Origin of the sequence: Halobacterium zhouii, from assembly GCF_021249405.1 — an archaeon.
GTDB lineage: Archaea > Halobacteriota > Halobacteria > Halobacteriales > Halobacteriaceae > Halobacterium > Halobacterium zhouii.
Window position 1 is genome coordinate 2,018,324 of the sequence record NZ_CP089593.1, and the last position, 25,340, is coordinate 2,043,663.

28 protein-coding genes are annotated in these 25,340 nt (G+C 67.4%); 14 read left to right on the forward strand and 14 right to left on the reverse strand.

All coding sequences use genetic code 11. The features are described 5' to 3' along the window. Window positions 1-52 precede the first annotated feature (52 nt). Window positions 53-2,188 carry a catalase/peroxidase HPI gene (katG, locus tag LT970_RS10565; protein ID WP_232686435.1) on the forward strand — a complete coding sequence of 712 codons (2,136 nt, stop codon included), beginning with the start codon at window positions 53-55 and terminating at the stop codon, window positions 2,186-2,188. A gap of 104 nt (window positions 2,189-2,292) precedes the next feature. Here katG and LT970_RS10570 read toward each other — a convergent pair whose 3' ends face one another. Both LT970_RS10570 and trmY read right to left on the reverse strand, forming a co-directional pair. Beyond that, window positions 2,293-2,733: a TIGR00725 family protein gene (locus tag LT970_RS10570; RefSeq protein WP_232686436.1), complete on the reverse strand. Its 441-nt coding sequence runs from the start codon at window positions 2,731-2,733 to the stop codon at window positions 2,293-2,295. Beyond that, window positions 2,733-3,323, reverse strand: coding sequence for a tRNA (pseudouridine(54)-N(1))-methyltransferase TrmY (gene trmY / locus LT970_RS10575; protein ID WP_232686437.1), 591 nt, complete (start codon window positions 3,321-3,323; stop codon window positions 2,733-2,735). The genes LT970_RS10570 and trmY overlap by 1 nt, the downstream gene beginning before the upstream one ends. A 311-nt stretch (window positions 3,324-3,634) precedes the next feature. Here trmY and LT970_RS10580 point away from each other — a divergent pair, with 311 nt between their 5' ends. The 4 genes from LT970_RS10580 to nucS all read left to right on the forward strand — a co-directional run bounded on the left by LT970_RS10580 (window position 3,635) and on the right by nucS (window position 6,956). Continuing rightward, the gene (locus LT970_RS10580; protein WP_232686438.1) at window positions 3,635-4,939 is read left to right on the forward strand and encodes a tRNA pseudouridine(54/55) synthase Pus10; all 1,305 of its coding nucleotides are present in this window, start codon (window positions 3,635-3,637) and stop codon (window positions 4,937-4,939) included. Then, a complete protein-coding gene (gene rnhB, locus LT970_RS10585; RefSeq protein WP_232688700.1) occupies window positions 4,936-5,571 on the forward strand; it encodes a ribonuclease HII in 636 nt (211 codons plus the stop codon). Before LT970_RS10580 ends, rnhB begins: the two co-directional genes overlap by 4 nt. A gap of 48 nt (window positions 5,572-5,619) precedes the next feature. Further along, window positions 5,620-6,018 carry an Ig-like domain-containing protein gene (locus LT970_RS10590; RefSeq protein WP_232686439.1) on the forward strand — a complete coding sequence of 133 codons (399 nt, stop codon included), beginning with the start codon at window positions 5,620-5,622 and terminating at the stop codon, window positions 6,016-6,018. Between the two features lie 185 nt (window positions 6,019-6,203). Further along, a complete protein-coding gene (gene nucS, locus LT970_RS10595) occupies window positions 6,204-6,956 on the forward strand; it encodes an endonuclease NucS (protein WP_232686440.1) in 753 nt (250 codons plus the stop codon). 6 nt (window positions 6,957-6,962) lie between these two features. Here nucS and LT970_RS10600 read toward each other — a convergent pair whose 3' ends face one another. The 4 genes from LT970_RS10600 to LT970_RS10615 all read right to left on the reverse strand — a co-directional run bounded on the left by LT970_RS10600 (window position 6,963) and on the right by LT970_RS10615 (window position 10,763). Further along, window positions 6,963-7,352 carry a methylated-DNA--[protein]-cysteine S-methyltransferase gene (locus LT970_RS10600; protein WP_232686441.1) on the reverse strand — a complete coding sequence of 130 codons (390 nt, stop codon included), beginning with the start codon at window positions 7,350-7,352 and terminating at the stop codon, window positions 6,963-6,965. Window positions 7,353-7,689: 337 nt separating this feature from the next. After that, entirely contained in the window at window positions 7,690-9,222 is a 1,533-nt protein-coding gene (locus tag LT970_RS10605; RefSeq protein WP_232686442.1) for a preprotein translocase subunit SecD, read from the reverse strand. Continuing rightward, on the reverse strand, window positions 9,219-10,076 hold the full coding sequence (secF, locus tag LT970_RS10610) for a protein translocase subunit SecF (protein ID WP_232686443.1): 858 nt from the start codon (window positions 10,074-10,076) through the stop codon (window positions 9,219-9,221). The genes LT970_RS10605 and secF overlap by 4 nt, the downstream gene beginning before the upstream one ends. A gap of 84 nt (window positions 10,077-10,160) precedes the next feature. Then, window positions 10,161-10,763: a metal-dependent hydrolase gene (locus tag LT970_RS10615; protein ID WP_232686444.1), complete on the reverse strand. Its 603-nt coding sequence runs from the start codon at window positions 10,761-10,763 to the stop codon at window positions 10,161-10,163. A 166-nt stretch (window positions 10,764-10,929) separates the two neighbouring features. On the opposite strand from LT970_RS10615, the gene LT970_RS10620 reads away from it, so the two are divergent. The 3 genes from LT970_RS10620 to fer all read left to right on the forward strand — a co-directional run bounded on the left by LT970_RS10620 (window position 10,930) and on the right by fer (window position 12,792). Further along, window positions 10,930-11,547: a DUF2238 domain-containing protein gene (locus LT970_RS10620; RefSeq protein ID WP_232686445.1), complete on the forward strand. Its 618-nt coding sequence runs from the start codon at window positions 10,930-10,932 to the stop codon at window positions 11,545-11,547. Window positions 11,548-11,626: 79 nt separating this feature from the next. After that, on the forward strand, window positions 11,627-11,941 hold the full coding sequence (locus LT970_RS10625) for a DUF7968 family protein (protein WP_232686446.1): 315 nt from the start codon (window positions 11,627-11,629) through the stop codon (window positions 11,939-11,941). Between the two features lie 86 nt (window positions 11,942-12,027). Further along, on the forward strand, window positions 12,028-12,792 hold the full coding sequence (fer, locus tag LT970_RS10630) for a ferredoxin Fer (protein WP_232686447.1): 765 nt from the start codon (window positions 12,028-12,030) through the stop codon (window positions 12,790-12,792). Between the two features lie 33 nt (window positions 12,793-12,825). Here fer and LT970_RS10635 read toward each other — a convergent pair whose 3' ends face one another. Both LT970_RS10635 and LT970_RS10640 read right to left on the reverse strand, forming a co-directional pair. Continuing rightward, window positions 12,826-13,293, reverse strand: a complete 468-nt coding sequence (locus LT970_RS10635) for a DUF5812 family protein (RefSeq protein ID WP_232686448.1) — start codon at window positions 13,291-13,293, stop codon at window positions 12,826-12,828. 605 nt (window positions 13,294-13,898) lie between these two features. Continuing rightward, complete coding sequence (locus LT970_RS10640) at window positions 13,899-14,438, reverse strand: DUF8056 family protein (RefSeq protein WP_232686449.1); 540 nt, start codon at window positions 14,436-14,438, stop codon at window positions 13,899-13,901. A 124-nt stretch (window positions 14,439-14,562) separates the two neighbouring features. On the opposite strand from LT970_RS10640, the gene LT970_RS10645 reads away from it, so the two are divergent. The 3 genes from LT970_RS10645 (at window position 14,563) to LT970_RS10655 (ending at window position 17,315) form a co-directional block, all read left to right on the forward strand. Continuing rightward, entirely contained in the window at window positions 14,563-15,840 is a 1,278-nt protein-coding gene (locus LT970_RS10645; protein ID WP_232686450.1) for a glucose-6-phosphate isomerase, read from the forward strand. A 125-nt stretch (window positions 15,841-15,965) separates the two neighbouring features. Next, window positions 15,966-17,048 (forward strand): CPBP family intramembrane glutamic endopeptidase, encoded by a 1,083-nt coding sequence (locus LT970_RS10650; protein WP_232686451.1) that lies wholly within the window; start codon window positions 15,966-15,968, stop codon window positions 17,046-17,048. A 132-nt stretch (window positions 17,049-17,180) separates the two neighbouring features. Beyond that, complete coding sequence (locus LT970_RS10655; RefSeq protein ID WP_232686452.1) at window positions 17,181-17,315, forward strand: ribbon-helix-helix protein, CopG family; 135 nt, start codon at window positions 17,181-17,183, stop codon at window positions 17,313-17,315. On the opposite strand, the gene LT970_RS10660 is transcribed toward LT970_RS10655, so the two are convergent. Together LT970_RS10660 and LT970_RS10665 are read right to left on the reverse strand one after the other, a co-directional pair. Then, on the reverse strand, window positions 17,312-17,770 hold the full coding sequence (locus tag LT970_RS10660; RefSeq protein WP_232686453.1) for an NOB1 family endonuclease: 459 nt from the start codon (window positions 17,768-17,770) through the stop codon (window positions 17,312-17,314). The genes LT970_RS10655 and LT970_RS10660 overlap by 4 nt on opposite strands. Next, window positions 17,770-18,012: a PRC-barrel domain-containing protein gene (locus LT970_RS10665; RefSeq protein ID WP_232686454.1), complete on the reverse strand. Its 243-nt coding sequence runs from the start codon at window positions 18,010-18,012 to the stop codon at window positions 17,770-17,772. Before LT970_RS10665 ends, LT970_RS10660 begins: the two co-directional genes overlap by 1 nt. A gap of 585 nt (window positions 18,013-18,597) precedes the next feature. Here LT970_RS10665 and infB point away from each other — a divergent pair. The 3 genes from infB (at window position 18,598) to LT970_RS10680 (ending at window position 21,092) form a co-directional block, all read left to right on the forward strand. Further along, the gene (gene infB, locus LT970_RS10670) at window positions 18,598-20,400 is read left to right on the forward strand and encodes a translation initiation factor IF-2 (RefSeq protein ID WP_232686455.1); all 1,803 of its coding nucleotides are present in this window, start codon (window positions 18,598-18,600) and stop codon (window positions 20,398-20,400) included. A gap of 108 nt (window positions 20,401-20,508) precedes the next feature. Further along, window positions 20,509-20,784, forward strand: a complete 276-nt coding sequence (locus tag LT970_RS10675) for a DUF8015 family protein (RefSeq protein WP_232686456.1) — start codon at window positions 20,509-20,511, stop codon at window positions 20,782-20,784. A gap of 89 nt (window positions 20,785-20,873) precedes the next feature. Next, on the forward strand, window positions 20,874-21,092 hold the full coding sequence (locus tag LT970_RS10680) for a DUF8015 family protein (protein ID WP_232686457.1): 219 nt from the start codon (window positions 20,874-20,876) through the stop codon (window positions 21,090-21,092). Window positions 21,093-21,109: 17 nt separating this feature from the next. Here LT970_RS10680 and LT970_RS10685 read toward each other — a convergent pair whose 3' ends face one another. The 4 genes from LT970_RS10685 to pepF form a co-directional block, all read right to left on the reverse strand. Then, entirely contained in the window at window positions 21,110-21,475 is a 366-nt protein-coding gene (locus LT970_RS10685) for a DUF5811 family protein (protein ID WP_232686458.1), read from the reverse strand. Window positions 21,476-21,591: 116 nt separating this feature from the next. Further along, window positions 21,592-22,071, reverse strand: coding sequence for a pyruvoyl-dependent arginine decarboxylase (locus LT970_RS10690; protein ID WP_232686459.1), 480 nt, complete (start codon window positions 22,069-22,071; stop codon window positions 21,592-21,594). A gap of 108 nt (window positions 22,072-22,179) precedes the next feature. After that, the gene (gene pan2, locus LT970_RS10695; RefSeq protein WP_232686460.1) at window positions 22,180-23,409 is read right to left on the reverse strand and encodes a proteasome-activating nucleotidase Pan2; all 1,230 of its coding nucleotides are present in this window, start codon (window positions 23,407-23,409) and stop codon (window positions 22,180-22,182) included. Window positions 23,410-23,518: 109 nt separating this feature from the next. After that, complete coding sequence (gene pepF / locus LT970_RS10700) at window positions 23,519-25,309, reverse strand: oligoendopeptidase F (protein WP_232686461.1); 1,791 nt, start codon at window positions 25,307-25,309, stop codon at window positions 23,519-23,521. Window positions 25,310-25,340: the final 31 nt, after the last annotated feature.

Below are 25,340 nucleotides of genomic sequence, written 5' to 3' on the forward strand. Positions count from 1 at the left end.
TTCCTTTCCGAAGTAGCCAATCTTAACAGGGCAAAGAAGCAATGACTCGGTGATGACTGAATCCAACCAAGACTGGTGGCCGAACCAGTTGCCCCTGGAAATCCTCGACCGGAACGCTCGCGACGTCGACCCCATGGACGAGGAGTTCGACTACGCGGAGGCGTTCGAGTCCCTCGACCTCGACGCCGTGAAGGCCGACATCGAGGACGTGATGACGACGTCCCAGGAGTGGTGGCCGGCCGACTACGGCCACTACGGCCCGCTGTTCATCCGGATGGCGTGGCACAGCGCCGGTACGTACCGCACGAGCGACGGCCGCGGCGGCGCGGCCGGCGGCCGGCAGCGCTTCGCGCCGCTGAACAGTTGGCCGGACAACGCGAACCTCGACAAGGCGCGTCGACTGCTCTGGCCGGTCAAACAGAAGTACGGCCGCAACCTCTCGTGGGCGGACCTGATGATTCTCGCCGGGAACGTCGCCATCGAATCGATGGGCGGCAAGACGTTCGGCTTCGCTGGCGGACGCGAGGACGCCTTCGCGCCCGACGAGGCCGTCGACTGGGGCCCCGAGGACGAGTGGGAAGCGTCCGAGCGCTTCGACGAGGGCGGTGACCTCGAGGAGGGACTCGGCGCCACCGTGATGGGGCTCATCTACGTGAATCCGGAGGGCCCTGACGGGAATCCGGACCCGGAGGCGTCCGCGGAGAACATCCGCGAGTCGTTCAGCCGCATGGCGATGAACGACGAGGAGACGGCCGCGCTCATCGCGGGCGGCCACACGTTCGGGAAGGTACACGGTGCCGACGACCCCGAGAACCTCGGCCCCGAGCCAGAGGCCGCGCCAATCGAGGAGCAGGGCCTCGGCTGGGCTAGCGACCACGAATCCGGCAAGGGCGCCGACACGATTACCAGCGGCATCGAAGGCCCGTGGACGCAGGCGCCCATCGAGTGGGACCTCGGGTACATCGACAACCTGCTCGACTACGAGTGGGAACCGCACAAGGGCCCCGGCGGTGCGTGGCAGTGGGAGCCGACGGACGAGTCGCTGCACGGGAGCGCCGACCCATCCCACGGCGACGAGGCGGAGACGCCGATGATGCTCACGACGGACATCGCGCTCAAGAAGGACCCAGACTACCGGGAGATCATCGAGCGCTTCCAGGACAATCCGATGGAGTTCGGGATGAACTTCGCGAAGGCCTGGTACAAGCTCACCCATCGCGACATGGGCCCGCCGGAGCGGTTCCGCGGCCCGGAGGTTCCCGACGAGGAGATGCTGTGGCAGGACCCCCTCCCGGACGCCGACTACGACGTGATCGGTGAGTCGGAGGCCGAAGAGCTCAAAGCAGAGCTCCTGGCGTCGGAGCTGTCCGTCTCCCAGCTCGTCAAGACCGCCTGGGCGTCCGCGTCGACGTACCGGGACAGCGACAAGCGCGGCGGCGCGAACGGCGCCCGCATCCGCCTCGAACCCCAGCAGAGCTGGGACGTGAACGAGCCCGAGGAGCTAACGACCGTGCTCCGAACTCTCGAAGACGTCCAGGAGGAGTTCAACGCCTCGCGGTCCGACGAGACGCGGGTCTCGCTGGCCGACCTCATCGTGCTCGGCGGCAACGCGGCCGTCGAGCAGGCGGCGGCGGACGCCGGCTACGACGTGGACGTGCCGTTCGAACCGGGTCGCGTGGACGCCTCTCAGGAGCAGACCGACGTCGACTCCTTCGAGGCACTCGAACCGGACGCAGACGGGTTCCGCAACTACGTCGGTGACGAGGCCGACGAACCCGCGGAGGAGTTGCTGGTGAACGGCGCGGAACTGCTCGACCTGACGGCGCCCGAGATGACGGCGCTGGTCGGCGGGATGCGCGCACTGGACGCGAACTACCAGGACTCCGACCTCGGCGTCTTCACCGACGAGCCGGAGACGCTGACCAACGACTTCTTCGCGACCCTGCTCGACTCGAGTCTGGAGTGGGAGGCGGTCTCCGACGACGAGGAGGTCTTCGAGTTGCGCGACCGCGAGACGGGCGACGTCGAGTGGAAGGGGAGCCGCGTTGACCTCGTCTTCGGTTCGAACGCACGACTGCGAGCCATCGCGGAGGTCTACGGGTCCGACGACGGCGAGGAGAAGTTCGTTCGCGACTTCGTGGACGCGTGGCACAAAGTGATGACCCTCGACCGCTTCGACCTCGAGTAATCTGAGTCGGACGCCGTCTCCTGGCTCTCTGCTCTGCTACGCCCTCTTCTCCGCTCTTCGATACCTTCTCCGTGCTTCTCTCTCGTTCTCGTCTCCGCGTTCCGCTACGCGTTCTCCTCGACGTACTCGACGGCGTCCGCTGGCGCGTCCACGGCTTCGACGTGGGGCGCGTCGGGCGCGCCGATGCCCGCTATCGGGCGGTCGTACACTGCGGCGAATCCGACCTCCGAGAGCGTGCCACCACTGCCCTCGACGGCGATGACTGCATCGCCGTTGAGCACCACGAGCGCGTTCCGCGCGTGCCCGAGTCCGGTGGCGATGGCGGTGTCGACGTACTCGTTGGCCGCGGTGCGGTCCTCGCCTGGAAGGACGCCGATGGTGTGGCCACCGGCCTGGCTCGCGCCCTCGCAGACCGCGTCCATGACGCCGCCGAGACCGCCGCAGACGACGGTGTGGCCGCGCTGAGCGAGCAGTCGACCGACATCGCGGGCTGTCTCGGTTCCCGACTCCGTGGGGGTACTCGCGCCAATGACGGAGACCCGCATCAGTAGTCGGTGAACCCGTCGGTGTCGAGGTAGTTGTGCGCGACGGTGACGGTGTGGTCGGCGTGTAGCACCTCGGGGCCGACGCGCACGCGCTGGTCGCTCCGCTCGGCGAGCAGCGTGGCCTCCTCGTCGGTGAAGTTCTCGTGGTCCGAGAGCACGAACACCGGGTCCTCGGGGGGTTCGAGGTCCGCGAGCGGCGTGCCGTCCTCGTGGAGTTCGACGACCGTCCCGTCGAGGGAGTCGAGGACGGGTTCGAATCCGCGCGTCGAGACGTGGATGCCGGGCGTGGATTCGACTTCGCGGTGGCCGATGGCGCGGTCTTTTGCCTCCAGGGCCTTCTTCAGGAGTCCCGCGATGTTACGCTCGTCGGGACTCATGTACTGTAGTTCCGCGGCGTCGACGCGAACGGTCACCTCGTCGCCGAGCACGAGGTGGACCTGGACGCCTTCTCGGATGCCGTGCGAGAGGAACAGCGCGGAACTCACGCACCGGCAGAGCACGTCGAGGCGGCCCGCGCTGCCCGCGAGGTCGTCGAGCGAGAAGTCGGAGTCCGTCGGCGCGTCGTGGCCGAGGACGACGAACTGGCGCATACCCCAACGTCTCGCGGCACCGGCTTACTACCATCGGAGCAACAGTGACCAGCCACCAGCATAGCTTGCCCATACAACTGTCAGCCTCGCTCGTCGACACAGCCGGTATCCTGGCGGATTGAAAGGGCGAGGCGGTCAGGACGAAGGCGGGCGACGTAAGCACCGCAGGAGCGAGCGAAGCGAACGACGAGGCGCGCAACGAGCCCCCCGAGTCGTGACCGTCGCGGGCTTTCAGGCATTGGTACTGACAACAAAATCTGGTGCACCTGCAGACCGAAGGATACGTGCCGGCACGCTCCGAGGACGTACGTATGACCATCATCGAGGACGCGCGCCGGGTGCTGGCGGAGAATCCGGTGTGTGACGCCTGTCTCGGGCGCTGTTTCGCGGAGCGGAGCTTCGGGCTGTCGAACGCGGAGCGCGGGCGCTCCCTGCGGGTCGCGGTCGCACTGGAGGACGACGAACCGTTCGAGGGCGTGGACACCGCGGACTGCTGGGTGTGCGAGGGAGCGTCGGGGCGCTTCGAGGAGTTCGCGGACCTGGTCGTGGACGCGCTGGGCGACGAGCACTTCGACACGTACCAAGTAGGGACGCGAGCACCACCACTCGTCGAGGAGAACGAGGCGATGCTCCGGGACCTCGCCGGACTCGACCCCGATGCTGGCGAGCAGTTCAAGTCCGAGTGCAACCGCGAGGTGGGCAAGCGCGTGGGGCAGACGACGGGCGCGGAGGTGGACTTCGAGCGCCCGGACGTGCTCGCAGTGCTGAACGTGGAGGCGGAGACCGTCGAGGTGACGACGAACTCGACGTTCGTCTACGGGCGCTACCGCAAACTCGAGCGCGGGATTCCCCAGACGAAGTGGCCGTGCAGGGAGTGCAACGGCACCGGCACCATCATCGATTCGCCGTGCCCGCACTGCGACGGCACGGGATTTCTCTACCCGGAGAGCGTCGAGCAGTTGAGCGCGCCGCCGGTGGTCGAGGCGATGGGCGGGGAGAGCGCGACGTTCCACGGCGCGGGCCGCGAGGACATCGACGCGCTGATGCTCGGGACTGGACGCCCGTTCGTCATCGAGGTCGAGCGCCCCGAGGAGCGTAATCCGGACGTCGAGTCGCTGCAGGACGCCATCAACGAGTACGCCGAGGGGAAAGTCGAGGTGGAGGGACTGCGCCTCGCGACCCACGAGATGGTCGAGCGCGTGAAGGAACTCGACGCCCGGAAGCGCTACCGCGCGCAGGTGGAGTTCGAAGCGCCCGTGAGCGACGACGACCTGCAGGCCGCAATCGCGGAACTCGACGGCGCGACCATCGAGCAGGAGACGCCCCAGCGCGTGAGCCACCGGCGCGCCGAACTGGTGCGCACACGGCAGGTGTACGACATCGCGGCGGGCGGCGAAGACGGCGTTGCGACCGAACGCGAGGACGACGCGCACGCCACCGTCGAGATCGAGGGCGAGGGCGGCCTCTACATCAAGGAACTCGTCTCCAGCGACGAGGGGCGCACGGAACCGAGTCTCGCGGGGCTGCTCGGCGTCGGCGCGAACGTCACTGCCCTCGACGTCGTGACCGTGGAGGGCGAGGACGAGGAATTCGAGGACGAGGCGTTCTTTAGATAATGCGTTTCGGCGTCGACGAGGCCGGGAAGGGGCCGGTGCTCGGCTCGATGTTCGCGGCGGCGGTGGTCGCGGACCCCGCCGACCTCCCGGACGGCGTCGCGGACTCGAAGCGCCTGACTTCCGGGCGCCGCGAGGACCTCGACGCCCGGATCCGGGACGTCTGTGAGGTCGGTGTCGCCGAAATTCCGGTCGCACGCATCGACGACCCGGAGACGGACATGAACACACTCACCGTCGAGGCGCAGGCGACGGCGCTCTCGCAAATCGAGTGCGACGACCTCACGGGCTACGTCGACGCCGGGGACGTGGACGAAGCGCGGTTCGGCCGCCGCGTCGCGGACGGCGTCGATTCGAACGTGGATGTGACCGCCGAGCACGGCGCAGACGACGAGTACGCGCTCGTCGCCGCCGCGAGCATCGTGGCGAAGGTCGCTCGGGACGCGCACGTCGCGGACCTCGCGGCCGACCACGGCGATGTCGGCTCCGGCTACCCGAGCGACCCCACAACCCGCGACTTCCTCCGGGGGTACGTCCGCGAGCACGGGGGCCTCCCGGACTGCGCTCGCGAGTCCTGGCAGACGTGCACGGACGTACTCGCTGCCGCCGAGCAGTCCGGTCTGAGCGAGTTCTGAGCGAGTCCCCACACAAGACATTTATACGTAATCTGACTATTTGGATCGATGGTTCTAGATCGTATCTCACGCCGGAGCGTGCTCACGGCGATATCCAGCGTCAGCACGCTTGCTTTGGCAGGATGTGGTCTCATCGAGGGTGAGAGACCACCACCGAAGCTGGTGATCAGTAATTTATCGAACCAGACAGCGACCGTCTCACTCACGGTCCGAGACACAGCGTCCGACGAAGTCGTTATCGACGAGACCGTATCACTGAATCCTGACGAGACCCATCCGTACAACCAGCCGTTCACGAAACGCGGGGAGAAATCGCTGACAGCATCGCTGGAGGGCGGGGAGACCAAGGAGTACGCCTGGCGAACTGTTCCAGAGCGGGGCCCGTCCGTCGTCGCCATCGTCGTCTCCAGCGACGACGAGATACTCGTCTCACACTCGACCGCGTAGATTGATGAGCATCGCCGATTCTTCGAGCCGATAGGTCCCAAAACTGACGGTCGATTCGTAGCGCTCAGTTCCAGACCGACACCCGAGTAGAAACCCGCACTAGAACAACTGGAGAACGACCCGATGTCCACACGGGCGTGAATCCGCATCCTTTTGCCGGCCAGACGACGTGCATCCAGTAACCAATGGTCGTGGATCGACTCGACGCGCCGAACCCCGAGGAGTTCGTCGAGACGGCGAAGGCGGCGTTCCGGGACGGCGCGGTGCTGACGGTGGAGGCACACTGCGAGGTGGAGTACGAGGGGCGGACGAGTGGCTATCTCGCGTCGGGTGACCGCCTGCTCGTGGCGAAACCGGACGGCACCTTCCTCGTGCATCAGCCGACGGGCCACAAGCCCGTGAACTGGATGCCCGGGGGCGGGACGGTGTCCGCGCGGGAGAGCGAGGGCGACGCCGTGTTGCTGGCGCGGCGGACGAACCCGAGCGAGCGCGTGGAGGCGCGCATCGAGGAGGTCCACGGCTGTACGCGCTTCGACGCGGAGGACGGCGCGACCTACGAGGAGTCGGGGACGGAGGCCGAGATGCACGAGTACATCGAGGCGAACCCCGGCGTTCTAGAGGACGACCTGCGCATCGTGGAGCACGAGCGCGAGACGAAGTACGGGTTCGTGGACTTCTACGCGGTGGACGACGACGGCGTCCCGGTGGTCGTGGAGGTCAAGCGCATCCAGGCGACGCTGAACCACTTCGACCAGTTGCAGCGGTACGTCGATCTCTACGACCAGACGAACGATTCAGTCAGAGGGATGCTCGTCGCGCCGTCGGCGTCCGAGCGCGTGCAGCGCGCGCTCCGCGACAACGGCCTGGAGTTCGTGGAACTCGCGGAGTTCGGTCTGGACGCGAAGGGCGCACAGGAAGCGAAACTCACCGACTTCTAGGCACCATTACAGCCGAGCGTCTTCGCGTTCGAGGAGCGCGCGCTTCGCGTCGAGGCCGCCCGCTGCGGAGTAGCCACCCAGTCCGTCCGCGGCGACGACGCGGTGACAGGGGACGACGACGGACACAGGGTTCTTTCCGCAGGCGTTCCCGACGGCGACGGCGGCGGTATCGATGCTCGCCGCGAGGTCGCCGTACGTTCGCGTCTCGCCCGCCGGAATCTCACTCATCGCGGCCATCACGTCTCCGAGGAACCCATCGGGGTAGCGGACCTCGAGGTCGAAGGCGTCGCGCTCGCCGTCCTCGTACTCGCATAACTGCTCGCGGACCCGCTCCTCGCTGGCGTCCACGTAGTCGAGATCGACGTCGAAGTCGTGGCCGCAGACGGTGGCTCGCACGACCGAAGGAACGCAGGCCCGGGAGATGAATCTGTGTATCGGATACGGGACAATCAGTGAGTGTCACCCATCTACGCAGCCGGTATGGGCGGGATTCGAAGGGGCCGTGGGCGGCGCGGTGCGCGACCCCTATCCGCGAGCACCGCGAGCGGATATGTCGTCCTCAGAAACGCTCCGCGTTTCTGATGGGCTGCACGAGACGCCTTCGGCGTCTCGTGAACGCACAGTCGGCGCGAGCGGGAGGGGGCTTCGTAGGCGGCGCGGACTGGTGTCGAGTAATTCACTGCGGAGAGAGCAGGATGTTCGTACGGAAAACCAGGAACAGACGCGTCCGTTTCTAGCGGTTGTCCGTCAGCAGGCGGCGGAGGATGTCACCGTAGGCGGGCCGGGTGATGAGCACGCCGATGAGCACGCCGAGGATGGTGATGATGGCGAATCCGCGGAGGTCGCCGAGACTGAGCACGGCGAGTGGCCCCATCGCGATGATGGTGGTCGCGGCGGCCGCGCCGATGACCCACAGCGCCTTCCGGAAGCGACTCTGGAAGACGCGCGCGGAGTTCACCTGCTCGGTCATCACTTCGTCGGCGATGATGACGAGGTCGTCGACCCCCGTCCCGATGACGGCGATGAATCCGGCGATGTGCGAGAGGTCGAGAGCGAGTCCGGAGATGGCTGCAAATCCGAGCAAGATGACGACCTCCGAGAGCGCCGTGAACACCATCGGGATGGCGACCTCGGGTTTGCCGTACCGGAGGAAGACGACGCCCGCCATGGCGAGGGCGGCGACGATGCCGGTGACCAGGGAGAGAGGCTTGTAGCGGTCCGCGAAGCTCGGCGCGACGTAGTAGGAGTTCTGGAACTCCAGGCTCGCCGGGAGCGACCCGGCGCGCAGGTTGACCTGGAGCTGGCGCGCCTCGCTCATGGAGTTCGCGGTGATGTAGAAGCTCGGCCGCTTCACGAAGTCACCGCTCTCGATGCTGTTGGCGAGCCCCGGCCCCATGCTCGCGGAGTACACCACTTCGTCGTCGAGCACGGTGAGCAGGCAGTAGTCGGGTTCGTTGCCCGTCGTCTGGAACTGGCAGTTCGAGACGCCCTGACCGGACGTGAACCCGTACTGCTGGAGGTCGTTCGCGAACTCCTGGGCGGCGTCAGACGTGAGCACGACCGGAACGATGGGTCGGCCTCGCTGGTTGGTCTGGGGCGGGCTGACCTCCTGTAGGTCCTCGCTCTGGAGCACAGTCGCGTTCGTCTGGGTGCCGTTCTTCGGGTAGTACGCCCACAGCTCGACCTCGCCGCGTCCCGTGATGAGGGATTTCACCTGCGAGGCGTTCTGTCCGGGCACCTCTACGACGATGTAGTGCGTTCGGGCGCCGGTCTGGGTCGTGGTCTGGTAGACGTTCGCGCCGGAGAAGCCGGTGGCGTCGATCTTGCTCTGGATTGTCGAGATGATCGTCTGCCGGGTCGTCTCGGTGACGCCACGGCGGACGGTGCTCGGGGAGTAGCCGAGGTCCGTGAGCGCGTTCTCGACGGCTGCGGTGGAGTTGTTCGCGTACACCTCGACGGCGTCCTGCTGGACGCGCGCCTGGACGGCCTCGGCGTCGAGGCCGAGCGCCTGTGAGAGGTTCTGCTCGATGGTCTGTTCGTTCTGCTGGGTGACGTCGACGCCCTCGGCGGTAACGCCGGTGGCGGTCGCTCGCAGGCGCACGCCGCCGGAGAGCTCGAGTCCGTAGTCGAGGTTCGTGGGCTTGCTCGCGGTGCCGGCCTGGGTGGCGCTGGCGTCACCGAGTCCCGGCGCGAACAGCGCGACGCCGCTGCCGATGAGGAGGAGGACGAGCAGGCCGACGCGCCAGTTCTCTCGGAATCGGCTCATCGGCTCACCCCCTCGAACTTGTACCAGCGGAGCAGGTTCACGTTGAACATGTAGGTGTTCATCAGGTCGGTCGCGAGGCCGAACACCAGCACGAGGCCGATGTCAGAGAGCAACTGGATGCCGAAGATGTACGCGACGGTGGCCATCACCCCCATCACGACGATGGAGGTGACGGTCATCGTCACGCCGGTCCGCATCGCCCGGTGGACGCTCTCCCAGAAGCCACCGGAGCGCCGGAGCACGTGGTTCGTGAGGAGGATGTCGGAGTCGACGCTGTAACCGATGAGCATCAGGAGCGCGGCGACGGTGCCGAGTGAGAGTTTGATGCCGAGGAGATCCATCAGCGCGACAGGTACGACGATGTCGCTGAACGCGGAGATGACGACGCCGAGACTCGGCACGGCGGTCCGGAACAGCAGGAAGACGACGATGCTCATACCGACGAACGCGGCGAGCACGCCGATCAGCGCGAGGCGCTGCGTGGACTGGCCGAACGTCGCTGACGACGACTGGAGTTGTTCGATCGAGTAGCCGGCCTGGACGGCCTGCTGGCGGATCGCGTCCTGGTTGGTGGACTGGAACGTCACGAGATACTGGTCGGCGGTGCCGATGGGTCGGACCGAGGGGTCGTACTGGGAGAAGGTTTCGGCGATCTCGGCCTGTGACGCGGACGTCTCGACGACGAGTTCGGTTCCGCCGGTGAACTGGATACCGAGCGCAACCGGCGACCCCGTGAACGCGACCCACGCGCCGAGCACGGCGAGCGCGAGGACCAGTACGGCCATCGGGGGAGCCATCATCTCCCGCATGGTGTACTGGCTGAGGTCGACGTTGGGGACCTCGAAACTGGGCATGGGTTCGCTTCGGGAGCGCCACAGGATAAGGCTTCTTATACGGCCGAGGCTGGCCCGACGGACTGTCTGTGCGACGGGCGTGCGTTACGGAACGAACCGCTCGGGGATGCGGCGCCGTACGTCGTCGGGGAGCGTGCCGAGCAGCCACGCTGCGAGCGTGGGGAGGCGTTTCCGAACGAGCACGTAGCCTGCTGAGACCACGAGTGCGCCGGCGACGATTCCCTGGATTCGTGGGCCGTACGCGAGCGACGCGGGGACGCCGACGGCGGTGGCGAGCGCGAGGTCCTCGGGCGCACCGTCGTAGCGGACCCAGCGGCGCGGGCGGATCCAGCGCCCGTGGAAGTGGCTGTAGACGGCCTGTTCGCTCGTCGCACGCCACGGCTTCAGTTCGAGACCGCCGCCGAGTGCGTCGCTCGCGGAGTGGAGTCCTGCGGCGGTGAGGAAGACGGCGGCGCCGACGGTCCACGCTCCGGGCGCGAGCACGGCGACGCCGGCCGCGGCGACCGCGGCGATGGTGAAGTAGACGGGGAAGTGCAGCGTGCGCCGGTGGCCCGTGTACAGGTCGAGGTCGGGGAACGCGCCACCGGCGAGCCCCGAGGCGGCCGCGACCGGCGTGTACTCGGGGGCGACGAGCGTGACGACCGCGGAGAGGGCAAGTCCCATCAACGCGTGTGTGGTCGCCATCATGGATAGGGGTGATAGGCCACCCGACCATTTCAGCCTGTCGTACAGTCGGGGACAGAATCAGTGGTAGCCGAGAATAGCAGCGGCGGCGGCCGGAGACGGCATCCGAAGCGGTAGCTGAGGACAGAATGGGCGGCGGTGTTTACCGTCTCGAGCGCAAACCGACAGTATGCGCACTCCGAGCGCCCGGACCGTCGCCCGCCTCCTCCAGGCCGGCGTGGGCGCCGTGCTCGTCGCCGGCGTCGTGACGCGAAACGTGAGCGTCGTCGTGAACGCCGTACTCGGCCTTGCGGTGACGTTCCTCCCCGCGCTCCTGCGGCGGGACTACCGCCTCCACCTCTCGCCGGGCGTGTCGCTGTGGGTCGCGCTCGCCGTCTTCTTGCACACGCTCGGAATGGCGGGGCCGTACCACTCGGTGTGGTGGTGGGACAACCTCACGCACGCCACCTCCGCGGCGCTCGTCGCGGGCGTCAGCTACGCGACGGTGGCCGCGCTCGACGAACACCGCCCGAATCTCGACCTGCCGCAGCCGTTTCTCGTCGTGTTCATCCTGCTGTCGACCATCGCGTTCGGCGTGCTCTGGGAGGTCCTCGAGTTCGCGACCCGGGGGGCCGCCCACGCGCTCGACCTGGACCCCGTGCTCGTGCAGTACGGCGTCACGGACTCCCTCCTCGACCTGGTGTTCGACGCCGTCGGCGCGGTGGTCGTGGCGGTGTTCGGCGCGCGCCACCTCCGCAGGGACGTCTCAGCGCTGACGGCGTGGCTGGAGTTCGAATCCGGGCAGTGAACGCCGGGCCGCCCGCGGCAGGCGGGACTGTGTCTGCGCTGGCAACGAAGCTATCAGTGTGCCAGCCGTACGCACGGCCATGGCCGCGACCAGCGTGACGCTGTCGTACCCGGCGGACCTGAGCCGGTGGGACCGCGACCAGCTCGACACGAACCACATGCGGGCGTACCTCAAGAAGACCCAGGGGCCGGCCCGCGAGGGCGACGTCTGGGAGGTGTTCCTCGACGTCGGCTGCTGTGGCGACAGCCCCGACGTCCCGCTGCGCGTGGAGGCCGTCGGCGGCGACCCCGAACTCGACGAGGACACGGAGATCGAGTACGTCGAACGGGAGGCCTGCGGCGTCGACACCGGCTGGAAGGTCCAGAGCGAGGACGGCCCGCCGACGAGCACGTAGCGACGGAGCGGGCGACACGCCACCGGACGCGGAACGTGGGCTCGCCGGGGGAGAAGCTTATCCGCTCGATGGCCCTACCCGAGGACGTGTCGTCCCCGTTCGAGGTGCTCGGCGTCGAACCGGACGCCGACGAAGCGACCATCGTCCGAGCGTACCGGCGACGAGTGAAGGAAACCCACCCCGACCAGGGCGGGTCCGCTCGCGAGTTCCAGGCCGTCAAGGAGGCCTACGAGCGCATCCGGGCCGGCGACGTGGACTCCGAACCCGCCGCTGACGACGACAAGCCGGCCGCCCGGCGGGCCGAGTCGGCCGGCGGTGGTTCACGGGACTCGACCAGCGGTGGCGCACAAGATTCGACCGAAAACCGCGAGAATGCGGACCGCTCCGACACCCCGGCGAGCGGCCCCGACGCCGACCGCGACGCGGCGACCACGTCCCGCGTCGAGTTCGTCAACCACGCGGTGCTCGACGACCACGGCTGGGCGCTCGACGACGAGGACCTCTTCGAGAAGGCCGCGGACGCCGATCTCGCGCCCGAGGACCACGGCGCGTTCGAGGTCGAACCCGGGGAGTCCCTCCTCGAGGCCGCCGAACGCCACGGCTTCGCGTGGCCGTTCTCCTGTCGCGGCGGCGCGTGCGCGAACTGCGCGGTCTTGCTCCGCGAGGGCGAACTCTCCCAACCAGCCGACCACATCCTCCCGGAAGAACTCATAGAGGAGAACATCCGCCTGTCCTGTAACGGCGAACCGCTCACCGACGAATTGCAGGTGGTCTACAACGTCAAACACCTGCCGCGTCTCGAGAGTCTGCGCCTCCCGCCCGGGCCGTTCGAGTTCTCGCGTACGGACTGACCGCCGGAGAGCGAGCGACGGGCCGACTCGTTGCTACGGCAGGTAGCGAACGCTCAGGAAGTCCTCGCCCGAGCGGATCTCCACGCGATTCACACCGAGGCGCGCCGCCCGCGAGACGGTCTGCTCGTCCTCGCGAACGTCCGCGACCGCGTCCTCGACACCGTCCTGGGGGACCGCGATCACGTGCACCTCGCCCTCGCCCGCGCGCTCGGTCGTCTCGATGTCCCCCTCCGCGAGGTCGGCGGCCATGTCCTCGGTCTGAGTTGTGGGGGGCTCCTCGCTTTCCTCCACGGGAATCGTCTTCCGCTCCTCGACGTCCACGACGCTGTACGTCACGCCCATCGGCGGGTCCGGAGCGACCGTCGCCTCCAGCACGTCGCCCGCGTCCACACCGGGGTTCTCCGAGAGCGTGTGCACCTGGGAATCCTGCACGTCCGAGAGCATCGCGGACTCCTCCTCTGCGTGCGTGACGAAGAACGTACTCGTCTTCTCGTCGGTCATTACGAGCGGATTGGGGGTCTCGCTGTTTCCCTGTTTCGACGCTAGGTGAGTGTACCGTGTAGAGAAGGCGAACCGACGTGAACACCACCCAGAAAGCCCCCGCGTTCTCGGGTCGGGCGACTCGCTGTGCGCGCTCCCGTTGGTCGCGTGCTTGCGTCGTCGGCCTTCCCCGAGAACTGGGCGAGAGCGAAGCTCTCGCGAGCAGCCGGAAGCTTCGCTTCCGGCGACGCGGCCCCTTTCATTCCCACCTCCTGCCGGTTGCCCAGCCGGTAACGGGCGGGACTGAGCGGGCGCTTGCGCCCGCGAAGGTTGAGAGACGAGCAAAGCGAGTCTCTCAGGACTGAAAGGGGCGGCGTGCTCGCGTTTACGTGGTCGGCTCGGTGGCCACTATCCGCGAGGGAGCGCAGCGACCGAGCGGATATGCCATCCTCAGAAACGCGTAGCGTTTCTGATGGGTTGCGGAAGACGCTCCGCGTCTTCCGAACAGCGAGCGACCGCGAGCACGCCGGGGCTTTCTGGGTGTTCGTAGAACAAATTCCAGTCACTACAACTGCCGAAACAGCCGCTCTCGAAACCTCCAAAGACGAGCACCCACCGTCCGAACACTACCTGAAACGACGGTGGGCGAGATACACGAGAATCCCACCCGCGAGCACGAGTAGCGGCGACGCGACCGGCGGAATCGAGTACAGCGCCTCGACGACGGGGGCAAGCAGGCCCGCGGGTTCTGGCCGCGCGACCGTCTCGCCGTTCGTCGTGAACGTCTCGGGCATCGACGCGACGAGGCCGGCGTAGACCGAGAGCACGAAGAGGTAGCCCGCGGCGGCGAGCGCGGGGTCGTAGCGCGAGTCGACGGGGGTGTCCCGGCGGTGGCGGCGCGCGACCAGCAGGACGGGCGCGACCAGCGGAACGAAGACGAACAGGCCGACGACGACGTAGAACGTCCGGGAGAGCGTGAGCGTGCCGCCGCGGGCGCCTTCGGTGTTCCCGAGGAGGACGAGCACCGCAGCGACCATCATGAACGCGAACAGGCCGGCGAGCAGACCGCTGACGAGCGCGTAGCTCTTGAACAGCCGGGAGTCCGACCGGCCGAACGCGTAGGGGTACGCCGAGAGCAGTCCGGAGTAGCTGTCGAAGCGGCCCATTATCGGGGAGTCGGCGCCGGCCGAGCAAAAGCACGGCGACTTCGGGCGCGAGCGCGAGCGAGTCCCGCACTCGAACGCGCCAGAAGCACGGCGACTTAAGCCACGGGGCGTGCGGCATAGGAGTATGTACGTAGACCTGGGGAACGCGCTCGCCGAGGCGGCGACCCCCGGCGTCCCCGAGGACGCCCTGGAACGCCTCGACGACCGCGTCGCGGACGCCCACGACCGGATCGCTCGCGGGATGGACACGGAGGAGTTCGGCTACGCGGCGCTGAATCTGCCGGAGACCGCCGACGCAGACGCGGTCCGCGAGGCGGTCGAGCCGTTCGCGGACAGCGACGTCCTGTTGAACGTCGGCATCGGCGGGAGCGCGCTCGGCGCGGCGACACTCGTGGACGCGCTCGACTCGGAGCTGGACGCGTACTTCCTGGACAACGTCGACCCCGAGCACGTCACGCGACTGCTCGAGTCCGTCGACCTCGAAAACGTCGCGGTGAACGTGGTGTCGCGCTCGGGGACGACCGCGGAAACCATCGCGAACTTCCTGGTGGTGCGCGAGGCGATGGACGACGCGGGCGTGGACTGGACCGAGCGCACGTTCGTCACTACCGGGCCGGAGGGGAACCTCCGCGAGTTGGCCGCAGAACACGACCTCCCGGCGCTCGACGTGCCCGAGGGCGTCCCCGGGCGGTTCTCCGCGCTGTCGACGGTCGGCCTCCCCGCCGCGGCGCTCGCCGGCCACGACGTCGACGAAATTCTCGCGGGCGCACGCGAGGGGATGGAATCGCTGTCCAGTTCCCTCTACGACTGCCCCGCGTACGCCTACGGCGCGACCGCGTACGCCCTCGACGTGCGCGGCGCGGGCGTGAACGCGATGATGCCGTACGCCGAGTCCCTGGAGACGTTCGCGGAGTGGTTCGCCCAGCTGTGGGCCGAGAGTCTCGGGAAGGACGGCCTCGGGCAGACGCCCGCGCGGGCGCTCGGCGCGACCGACCAGCACAGCCAGCTCCAGCTCTACCGGGCCGGCCCGCGGGACAAGATGGTCACGCTCGTCGGCGTCGACGAGCGCGAGGACCGCGCGATTCCGGAGACCGACCTGGCGGGCATCGACTATCTCGCGGGCGGCAGCCTCGGGGAACTGCTCGACGCGGAGTTCGCGGCAACGGAGGCGAGTCTCGCGGCGTCAGGCGTCCCGAACGTCCGCGTCCAACTCGACGCTGTCGACGAGCGCTCGCTCGGCCGCCTGCTGTACGACATGGAGGCCGCCTGCGTGCTCGCGGGTGAACTCTACGACGTTGAGACGTTCACCCAGCCGGCAGTCGAGTGGGGGAAAGAAGCGGCTCGCGGCCTGCTGCGCGGCGAGGAGGCACTCGACGAGAAGACCGAACTGGTCGTGGAGTAAGGTCTAGCTCACGAACTGGTCGTGGAGTAAGGTCTAGCTCACGAACTGGTCGTGGAGCAGGGGACCCCGGCTCCGTTCCCACTGCGGAACGGCACCCATAAGCGGCGGGCGTTCGGAGACGCGGTATGGACGGGCAGGACGCGCAGACCGCTACTAACCGACGCGCCCAGACTGTCGACGGCGACCGATACCCGCAGACCGTCGGCTTCGTCGTCGCCGGCGTCGGCCTCGCCGCCACGCTACTCGAATGGACGCCGGTGAGCGCGCCGGTCACCTGGCTCACCAGCGGGTGGGCGGCGCTCGCGCTGGTCGCGTTCGCACTGGGCCGGTACGGCGTCGGCCCGGCGTGGCTCGACTACGTCGCCGGCGTCGGCGCCGCCGGCCTCGCGCTCACCGCGTCCGCGGCGATTGTCGGTCTCCGCGGCGCGCTCCCGTACGGACCACCTGTCGCGCTCCTCGCGGGCATCGTCGGTATCGGCGTCGCCGTCGCCGCCGCGAACGGACAGGGCCGCGAGGCGCTCCTGGGTCGCGAGCAGCGAAGCGTCACCGCGGTTGCGGTGTCCGCCGTGGCGCTCGTGTTCGGGTCGCTGCTCGCGAGCGTCGTTCTCGGAGTCGTTCCCGACGACCCGGTGGTCGCCATCCCCGTACAGACAGCGGTGTCGAGTGTCGGCTACGCGCTCGCCGGGTTCGCATTCGTTCGCTCGTTCGACGGCGGCGTCGACGCGAGCGTTCCCGACCGGCGGGACGTCGTCGTCGCGGCCGTCGGCGTGGTCGCCATCTTCGCGTTACACGTCGCGATGGTGGGCGTCGTGCAGGCGTTCTCGCTCCCGAAGACCACCCACGGTCTCGTCGAGACGGCGCGAACCCACCCCGGGATTCTCCCGCCGCTCGTCGTGCTCTCGTTTCTCGCCATCGCGCCGGCAGAAGAACTGCTCGCCCGGAACGGCGTCCAGAAGTACCTCTACGGCGCGTTCTCCCGGTACGGCGCGGTGGTGGTCGGCTGTCTCGTGTTCACCGGCGTCCACCTGCTCGCGTACGCCGGCGGCGCGACGCCGGGCGCGGTGCTGGTGACGCTCGCGCGCCTGTTCGTCGTCTCACTCGTGCTCGGCGTCGTCTACGAGCGCACGGACGACCTGTTCGCGCCGGTAGTCGTCCACGGCGCCTACGACGGCGTGCAGTTCGCGCTCGCCTACCTCGCGTTCTCGTAGGCCGAACCCGGCTCGTTCGCGCTGAGTCGCGCCCCCGCACGCCGAACCCGGCCGCTCACGTCACCCACCCGACAGTTCGTCAGACACTCGTCTGACTAATCATTACGTACACCCATCCTGAATCAAGCAGTCATGCCGCGGAAGTTATCCGTCGTCTGCGAGGACTCGCTGGCCGCGGAGGTGGACGAACTCGCACAAGAGTACGACATCCCGAAGCAGGAGGTCCTCCGACAACTCATCGAGCAGGGCCTCGAGAGCGTACACTAACGCGGATTCTTCCGCTCGAGGCCGCTCCCGCAGACCGGACACCGGTCGCGGTCGTCGTCGAACTCGCGGCCACACCCCTGGCACTGGAAGTGCCAGTCCCGGCGCTCCGTGATTCCTTCCTGGGCGATGGCTTCGACGCCGACCCCGAGTTCGCCGGCGACGTTCTGCATCGCGTAGTCGTCCGTAACGAGTGTCGCGTCGAGTTCGTGGGCGACTGCCAGCACCGACACGTCGGTCTCGGAGAGCGCGTCGCGGTCGCCCGTGGCGAGCGCGGCGCTCCGGACCGCCCGCAACGCGTCGTCTCCGGGCGACTGCACGGTCATGCCGCTGCCCGCCATCGCGTCGAAGCGGTAGCCAGCGGAGTCCTTCAACTCGTCGCGGACGGCGGGCACGCTCGCGACCGGCCCGTCGGGGTCGTAGTCGTGGATGAACGCCGACGAGTCGAGAACGCGCACTATCGCTGCACGACGATGTAATCCTTCACCGCCTGCACGCGGCCCACCGGCACGCGGTAGTGCCCCTCGTCGTCCGCCGGGAAATCCACGGTCACCGTCGAATCCTCGTGGGGTTCCACGAGCAGGTCCTCGAGTTTCCCGCTTTTCAGATCCATCGTGATGTTGTACAGCATCCCGAGTTCCGTGCCATCTGACCCCATCACGGCCTTCCCGGAGAGGTTCTCGGCGAGGATGTCGGACATACTCGTTCTCTATCGCGGGCCTCACATAAACCCCGCGTCCGACGGCTGTGTGACGGTTTTGAGGATCAGTGTCTGATTAGGTCGCTGTAGGTGAGAGTCACTTCGAGAACACCCAGAAAGCCCCGACTGGCTCAACTCCCGGGCCTCGCTGTGCGCGCTCGCTTCGCTCGCGTGCTTGCGTCGTCCGGGTTCGTCGAGACGGCCGCCCCTTTCATTCCCACCTCGTGCCGGTTGACCAGCCGGCAGGGTGGGACTGAGCGGGCGCTTGCGCCCGCGAAGTTGAGAGACGAGCGAAGCGAGTCTCTCAGGACTGAAAGGGGCGACTCGCTGCGGGAAGCACGACGACGAAAGCACCGCAGGCCGGAGGCCGAGGAGCGCATCGAGTCGCGCGACTGCAGCGAGTCGGGGCTTTCTGGGTGTTAGAAAAGTGATTCTGTCTACGGAAGCCAGAACAGCCTAGGCGTCAGTCGGAACGCAACTAGACGCATCGACTAGTCCAATCACAATCGTACGCGAATGACGATGGAATTAAACCGTCCGACCCGCTGTGTTCACGTAACAACCGTTCTCTCGGAGGATTCTACTATGTCCGACGCAGACACCACAGAGACCACCGGGGACCTCCGGACGCCCATCGTGGCGGTCCTCGGTCACGTCGACCACGGGAAGACCAGCCTACTGGACAAGATTCGGGGCTCCACCGTCATCGAGGGGGAGGCCGGCGCCATCACGCAGCACATCGGCGCGACAGCCGTCCCGCTCGACGTCGTCTCGCGGGTCGCGGGGAGCCTCGTCGACCCCGAGGAGTTCGATTTGCCTGGTTTGTTGTTCATCGACACACCCGGCCACCACTCCTTTTCGACGCTTCGCTCGCGGGGCGGCGCGCTCGCGGACATCGCCATCCTCGTCGTGGACGTCAACGACGGGTTCCAGCCCCTTACCGAGGAGGCAATCCGCATCCTGAAGGACACCGGCACGCCGTTCGTCGTCGCGGCGAACAAGGTCGACACCATCCCGGGGTGGAACCCGAACGAGGACGCGCCGATCAAGCAGACCTACGAGGCCCAGTCCGACCGCGTTCGCTCCCAGCTCGACGAGAAGCTGTACGAGATCATCGGCGAACTGTCGGGCGCGGAGTTCTCCTCGGACCTCTACTGGCGCGTGCAGGACTTCCGGAAGAACATCGGCGTCATCCCTGTCTCCGCGGAGACCGGCGAGGGCGTCCCGGACCTCCTCACGGTGCTGATGGGGCTCGCCCAGCGCTACATGAAAGAGGACATGGAAGTCGACATCGCGGGGCCGGGCGCGGGCACCGTCCTCGAGGTGAAAGACGAGCAGGGGTTCGGGACGACCCTCGACGTCATCCTCTACGACGGCACCGTCCGGCAGGGCGACACCATCGTCGTCGGCGGGACGAACGACACTATCGTCACGGAGGTCCGGGCGCTCCTGAAACCACGCGAACTCGCGGAGATCCGGACGGAGAAGCGCTTCGACGACGTCGAGGAACTGAAGGCCGCAGCAGGGGTCAAGATCGCGGCGCCCGACCTCGACGACGCGATGGCGGGCGCGCCCGTCCGCGTCGTGGGTGACCGCGACGTCGACGACGTCGTCGAGGAAGTGGAGGCGGAACTCGCGGAGGTCGCTGTCGAGACCGCAGACGAGGGCGTGGTCGTGAAGGCGGACACGCTCGGCAGCCTCGAGGCGCTCGCGAACGCCCTCGAGGAGGCCGAGATTCCGGTGATGGCCGCGGAAGTGGGGGACATCGCGCCCCGTGACGTGGCGATGGCGACCACCGTCGACGAAGAGAAACACCGCATCATCCTGGGATTCAACGTGGACACGCTCGCCGACGCCGAGCGGAAGGCCGAGGAAGAGGACGTGCGCGTGTTCGACAGCGACGTCATCTACCGCCTGGTCGAGGAGTACGAGGAGTTCGTGGAGAGCCGCGAGCGCGAGCAGCGCGAGGCCATCTTCGAGAACATCGTGCGCCCGGCGCGCTTCCGCATTTTGCAGGACCACGTGTTCCGGCAGAACGACCCCGCGGTGGTCGGCGTCGAAGTGAACTCGGGGACGTTGAAGCGCAACACCCCCGTGGGCTACTTCGACGGCAACGAGTTCCAGCGCGTCGGCGTACTGAAAGGCATCCAGGACCAGGGCGAGGACGTCGACGAGGCGCGCGCGGGCAACCGCGTGAGCGTCTCCATCGACGGTCCGACCGTGGGCCGCGACATCGAGGAGGGCGACGAACTCTGGGTGGACGTCCCGGAGAAACACGCGAAGGTCTTAGAGCAGGAACTCGTCGAGGAGATCCCCGCCGACGAGCGCGAAGCGCTGCACATGTTCCTCGAGACCCAGCGCAACCGCGACCCGTTCTGGGGCAAGTAGCGCCGTCGCCGAGCATCGCGTCGCCAGGGGAAACCGCACGCAAGCGACCCCGTTGCCCGGATAAATTTTTTATCGAGGAGGACGTACACCCGACCGCGGGTGTTTCGCATGCAGGTCGAACAGCTCCGAACCATCAGTCGAATCGCTCGCGAGCAGTCCGGGCCCGTCGGGCCGACTCGACACGACCTCGTCCTCGCCGTCATCGCGCTGTCGCTGGCCGCCAGCGTCGCCGCGGGCGCCGTCGCACTCCCGTGGCGGTTCGCGCTCGCCGGCGGGGGCGTCGTCGCGGTCGCCGCGACTACGTACGGACTGTTCGTCGACCCGCCGGCGGCCGTCGAGAGCGTCCGTGACCGCACACCGCGTTCGGGTGACGGGGGGAACTAGCTGGGACGGGAGCCGCGGACAGAACCACCCGAGACAGTAGCCGCGGACAGAAGGCACTTCAGAGTGGCCGTTGACGTTCCGGGCGAGCAGTGCTCCCGAACGATCCCGAACAGTCGGTGGCAACAGCCCTGGCCGGTCGCGTCTCCCGGCCGGACGCCGTCCTGCTCTCTATCCCGCTCCTCCTGCTCGCAGCGGTGTCCCTCGTGGTAGTGCCGACGGTCTCACTCGTCGAGTCGGCGACGGTGGGGACGACCGCCGCGCTCATCGTCACGGGGTACGCGTTGTTCGTCGACGAACCGGAGAACTAGCGGTCAGAACGGAACGACTACCGGGCAGTCGGCGGGATGTCGTCGCCGAGTGCGTGTTTCACCTGGAGAGCGGCGCTCGCGGCGAGACCGCGGGCGACCTCCTCGCGGTCCTCCAGGGGGATGAGGTCGTCGTCCCCGGCGTCGTCGAACTCGGGCGTGAAGCCGGCGCTGACGGGATTGCCGACGGGCGGGCGGACGGCGACGGTGACCTGGACGCCCTGCATCCCCTGACTGATGTCGGAGCCGACGACGTACTCGTCGGGCAGGTAGTCTCGAGTTTGTGCGGCGATCGCCGAGATGCTGCTTCGAAGCGCACGTCGCTGTGTGGCCGTGATGTCGGCCTCCACTGGGTCTTCGCCGACGTGCGGTGAGTTCCCGTGCATTCTCCCGTAGTTGGGGCCACGCCGGTAAAAACCTTTTAGTGTGGTAGTCGTTCGCAATACCACGGTAGGAGTGGGTTACTCCCGGTCCAGTGGTGCTGCCCTCCAGGTTCAGCGCGCTACTCGCCGACGATGGGTGTGCTCTCGCCATACGCAGCGAGGACGACCGCCGCGCCGTACTCGCCTGAGTCGACGTCTATCGTCACCGACTGCAGGCGGTCGCGCTCGAACGCCCAGTCGCGCAGTTCCTTCCCCGCGTCGAGGCCGGCGCGAACGCGCTTTTCCACGTCGGCGGCGTCGGACTCGCCGGCGTCCTCGTAGAACAGACCGGGGCCGCCTCCGCTCTCGGCCCACCCGAGTCCCGCGCTCAACTGGCACGGCCCCGCGCCGCTCGCGTGCGCCTCCACGACCGTCAGGCGGTTCCCCGCCGGTCCGAGGCCCGGCGCGGTGCCGACGGCCTCCACGTCGACGTCCGCGGGGATCACCGACGAAACCGCGACGAGGTTGTAGTTGTGTACGTTCGCGTCCGCGAGCGCGGCGTCGTAGGCCGCCATCTCGGTCGGCCCCGTGCCGGTCCCCCAGACGACTCGGATGGTCATACTCGGGGTACCTCGTGCGCCGGGTAAGAGGCTTCGATTCGTCGTACTCCCCGCACCGGGCGGTGAGAGCGAGTTCGCAGAAACAGGTGTCTCGCAGTCGGTCGGGCGCTACTGGATGTAACTCGGGTAGTGGGGGTCGGTGTCCCCGGACTCGTCGAGGAGTTTCTCGTAGGCCTCGTCGAAGTCCTCGCGCACGACCTCCTGGCGGCCGTCGCGGATGGCGAACATGCCCGCCTCGGTGGTGAGGCTGGCGAGTTGCGCGCCGGAGAAGTCCTCGGTGGCCCGCGCGAGGTCAGTGAAGTCGACGCTGTCCGCAACGTTCATCTCCTCGGCGTGGATGTCGAGGATGCGCTCGCGAGCCTCCTTCGTCGGGTTCGGCACTTCGATGAGGCGGTCGAACCGGCCCGGGCGCAGGATGGCCGAGTCGAGCATGTCGAAGCGGTTGGTGGCGGCGATGATGCGCACCTCGCCGCGCTCGTCGAAGCCGTCCATCTCCGAGAGCAGTTGCATCATCGTGCGCTGGACCTCCGCGTCACCCGACGTCTTCGAGTCCGTGCGCTCGGCGGCGACGGCGTCGATCTCGTCGATGAAGATGATGGCCGGGTCCTTCTGCTCGGCGAGTTCGAAGAGGTCCCGGACCAGGCGGGAACCCTCCCCGATGAACTTCCGCACGAGCTCGGAGCCCGCCATCTTGATGAACGTCGCGTCGGTCTGGTTCGCGACCGCCTTCGCGAGCATCGTCTTCCCGGTGCCCGGCGGGCCGTGGAGGAGCACGCCGCTGGGCGGTTCGATGCCCACCGCCTCGAACTTCTCGGGGTTCACGAGCGGGTCCTCGACGGCCTCCCGGACCTCGCGGAGCTGCTCGTCGAGGCCGCCGATGTCCTCGTACTCCACGCTCGGACTCTCGTCGACCTCCATCGCCTGTGCGCGGGCGTCCGTCTCGTCGTCGAGCACGCGCTGGACGCTGAACGAGTCGTTGATGGCGACCCGGTCGCCGACCTCGAGTTTGTCCGCGAGGCGCGGCGACAGTTCGGTCAGGACCTCCTGGTTGTTGCCGTGTTGCTTGATGACCGCGTCCCCGTCCTCGGGCAGGTCCTCGACCGTCGCGAGATACAGCGATGCCGTCTTCAGCGTCTCGTTCTCGCGCTGGAGCTGGTTGACTTCTTCTCGGAGGTCCTCACGACGGGACTCCACCTGATCGAGTTGCTCCTCGAGTTGCTCGTTGACGGCGAGGATGTCTCCGTAGTGATCGCGGAGCGCGTCGAGGTGTTCATCCGGCGGCGACTCGGGGTCGATGTCGAGCGTCGGCCGGTCGGGTAGTGAGGGACTGCGAGACATTCGTTGTCCCCGCTAGGGCCTGGGCGTAGAAGTTCCTTTGGGTAGAAGTAGGTCGGCCGGCGGTCGCGCGTCAGACGAGCTCCGGCGGTTTCAGGGGCGGCTCGTGCGTTCAGACGAGTTTCTCGGCTTCCTCGAGGTACTCGTCGTAGACGGAGAGCGCGCGCTCGATGGGCTCGCTCGTCGACATGTCCACGCCCGCGTCGCGCAGCAGTTCCAGTGGGTACTCACTGGACCCGCGCTCGAGGAACTCGAGGTACTGGTCGGCCGCTGGCTGGCCCTCCTCGAGGATGCCCTGGACGAGCGCGACGGCCGCCGAGATACCAGTGGAGTACTGGAACACGTAGAAGTTGTAGTAGAAGTGGGGGATGCGCATCCACTCGCCGCGGATGTGCTCGTCGACGTTCGCGTTCTCGTAGTACGCCTCCTTGCGCTCGCCGTACACCTCGTCGATGCGGTCGGGCGTCAGCGCCTCGCCCTCCTCCGTGAGTTCGTGGAGGCGCTGTTCGACGTCCGCGAACATCGTCTGGCGGTACAGCGTCGAGCGGAAGCGCTCTAAGTACTCGTTGAGGATGTGGCGGCGGAACTCGTCGTCCTCGACGGTGTCCAGCAGGTGGTTCGTGAGCAGCGCCTCGTTCACCGTGGAGGCGACCTCCGCCACGAAGATCTCGTACTGCGAGTAGACGTAGGGCTGTTCCTCGCTCGTGAACTCGCTGTGGAGGCTGTGCCCGAGTTCGTGGGCGAGCGTGAACATCGAGGAGATGTCGTCCTGGTAGTTCATCAGGATGAACGGCTGGGTGTCGTACGTGCCGCCGGAGTACGCGCCCGAGCGCTTCCCGCGGTTCTCGTAGACGTCGACCCAGCGGTTCTCGAGACCCTCCTCGACGCGCTGCTGGTACTCCTCACCGAGCGGCGCGACCGCCTCGATCACGTGTTCCTTGGCCTCCTCGTAGGGAACCTCGGGGCTTTCAGATTCCACGATGGGCATGTAGAGGTCCCACATCTCGAGTTCGTCGACGCCGAGAGCCTCCCGCTTGAGGTCGGCGTGCCGGTGGAGTTTGTCGAGGTTGTCGTCGACGGTGTCGACGAGGTTGTCGTACACCTCGGTCGGGATGTTCGAGTTGTCGAGGGCGGCCTCGCGGGCGGTGTCGTAGTTCCGGGCTTCCGCGAGCTTGACGTCCCGCTTCATCTGGTTTTTCATCGTGGAGCCGATGGTGTTACGGACGTCCTCGATGGTCTCGAAGAACTCCTCGTGGACGGTCTGGCGGAACTCCCGGTCCTGGCTCTTCAGGAGCGTCGTGAGGTTCGCCTGCGAGATCTCGACGGGTTCGCCGTCCGGATCCTCGACGGTCGGGAACTCGAGGTCGGCGTCCGTGAGCATGTTGTACGCGTCACTCGGCGCACCGAACACTTCGCCGAGGTCGCTGAGAAGTTCCTCGACCTCCGCCGAGCGCGTGTGGGGTTTCATGCGGAGCACGTCGTCGAAGTAGTGCTCGTACTCCTCGAGGCCGGGCGTCTCCTCGACCATCGACTGGAGTTCCTCGCGCGTGCAGTCCTGGATCTCGGGGTCGAAGAAGGACGTTGCGCTCCCCACGTCGGACATCAGGCTGGCGCCGCGAGCGCTGAGCGCCTGGTACTCCTGGTCGCGGGTGTCCTCGTCCGACCGCATGCGGGCGTAGGACGCCACCATGTGGGCGTCGCGGTAGACCTCGTTGCGGAGTTCGAGCGCCTCTAGAAGCGTGTCGCCGTCCTCGGTGAGTTGCCCCTCGTAGGACTGGAGGTCACCAAGTCGCGACTCGACGTCCTCGTAGGCCTCTTCCCAGTCCTCGTCGGTCGCGTAGATGCTCTCCAGGTCCCACTTGTATTCCTCGTCTCGCTCGGACCGCTCGGGAACACTACTCATGCGCTATTCGTCCGTGGGAGGGCGGTTAAAC

What these genes read in the sequence shown, in the direction of transcription:
- katG (WP_232686435.1), top strand. Translation starts at nt 53, where the DNA reads ATGACTGAATCCAACCAAGACTGGTGGCCGAACCAGTTGCCCCTGGAA.
- LT970_RS10570 (WP_232686436.1), bottom strand. Translation starts at nt 2,733, where the DNA reads ATGCGGGTCTCCGTCATTGGCGCGAGTACCCCCACGGAGTCGGGAACC.
- trmY (WP_232686437.1), bottom strand. Translation starts at nt 3,323, where the DNA reads ATGCGCCAGTTCGTCGTCCTCGGCCACGACGCGCCGACGGACTCCGAC.
- LT970_RS10580 (WP_232686438.1), top strand. Translation starts at nt 3,635, where the DNA reads ATGACCATCATCGAGGACGCGCGCCGGGTGCTGGCGGAGAATCCGGTG.
- LT970_RS10590 (WP_232686439.1), top strand. Translation starts at nt 5,620, where the DNA reads ATGGTTCTAGATCGTATCTCACGCCGGAGCGTGCTCACGGCGATATCC.
- nucS (WP_232686440.1), top strand. Translation starts at nt 6,204, where the DNA reads ATGGTCGTGGATCGACTCGACGCGCCGAACCCCGAGGAGTTCGTCGAG.
- LT970_RS10605 (WP_232686442.1), bottom strand. Translation starts at nt 9,222, where the DNA reads ATGAGCCGATTCCGAGAGAACTGGCGCGTCGGCCTGCTCGTCCTCCTC.
- secF (WP_232686443.1), bottom strand. Translation starts at nt 10,076, where the DNA reads ATGCCCAGTTTCGAGGTCCCCAACGTCGACCTCAGCCAGTACACCATG.
- LT970_RS10615 (WP_232686444.1), bottom strand. Translation starts at nt 10,763, where the DNA reads ATGATGGCGACCACACACGCGTTGATGGGACTTGCCCTCTCCGCGGTC.
- LT970_RS10620 (WP_232686445.1), top strand. Translation starts at nt 10,930, where the DNA reads ATGCGCACTCCGAGCGCCCGGACCGTCGCCCGCCTCCTCCAGGCCGGC.
- LT970_RS10625 (WP_232686446.1), top strand. Translation starts at nt 11,627, where the DNA reads ATGGCCGCGACCAGCGTGACGCTGTCGTACCCGGCGGACCTGAGCCGG.
- LT970_RS10635 (WP_232686448.1), bottom strand. Translation starts at nt 13,293, where the DNA reads ATGACCGACGAGAAGACGAGTACGTTCTTCGTCACGCACGCAGAGGAG.
- LT970_RS10640 (WP_232686449.1), bottom strand. Translation starts at nt 14,438, where the DNA reads ATGGGCCGCTTCGACAGCTACTCCGGACTGCTCTCGGCGTACCCCTAC.
- LT970_RS10645 (WP_232686450.1), top strand. Translation starts at nt 14,563, where the DNA reads ATGTACGTAGACCTGGGGAACGCGCTCGCCGAGGCGGCGACCCCCGGC.
- LT970_RS10650 (WP_232686451.1), top strand. Translation starts at nt 15,966, where the DNA reads ATGGACGGGCAGGACGCGCAGACCGCTACTAACCGACGCGCCCAGACT.
- LT970_RS10655 (WP_232686452.1), top strand. Translation starts at nt 17,181, where the DNA reads ATGCCGCGGAAGTTATCCGTCGTCTGCGAGGACTCGCTGGCCGCGGAG.
- LT970_RS10665 (WP_232686454.1), bottom strand. Translation starts at nt 18,012, where the DNA reads ATGTCCGACATCCTCGCCGAGAACCTCTCCGGGAAGGCCGTGATGGGG.
- infB (WP_232686455.1), top strand. Translation starts at nt 18,598, where the DNA reads ATGTCCGACGCAGACACCACAGAGACCACCGGGGACCTCCGGACGCCC.
- LT970_RS10675 (WP_232686456.1), top strand. Translation starts at nt 20,509, where the DNA reads ATGCAGGTCGAACAGCTCCGAACCATCAGTCGAATCGCTCGCGAGCAG.
- LT970_RS10685 (WP_232686458.1), bottom strand. Translation starts at nt 21,475, where the DNA reads ATGCACGGGAACTCACCGCACGTCGGCGAAGACCCAGTGGAGGCCGAC.
- LT970_RS10690 (WP_232686459.1), bottom strand. Translation starts at nt 22,071, where the DNA reads ATGACCATCCGAGTCGTCTGGGGGACCGGCACGGGGCCGACCGAGATG.
- pan2 (WP_232686460.1), bottom strand. Translation starts at nt 23,409, where the DNA reads ATGTCTCGCAGTCCCTCACTACCCGACCGGCCGACGCTCGACATCGAC.
- pepF (WP_232686461.1), bottom strand. Translation starts at nt 25,309, where the DNA reads ATGAGTAGTGTTCCCGAGCGGTCCGAGCGAGACGAGGAATACAAGTGG.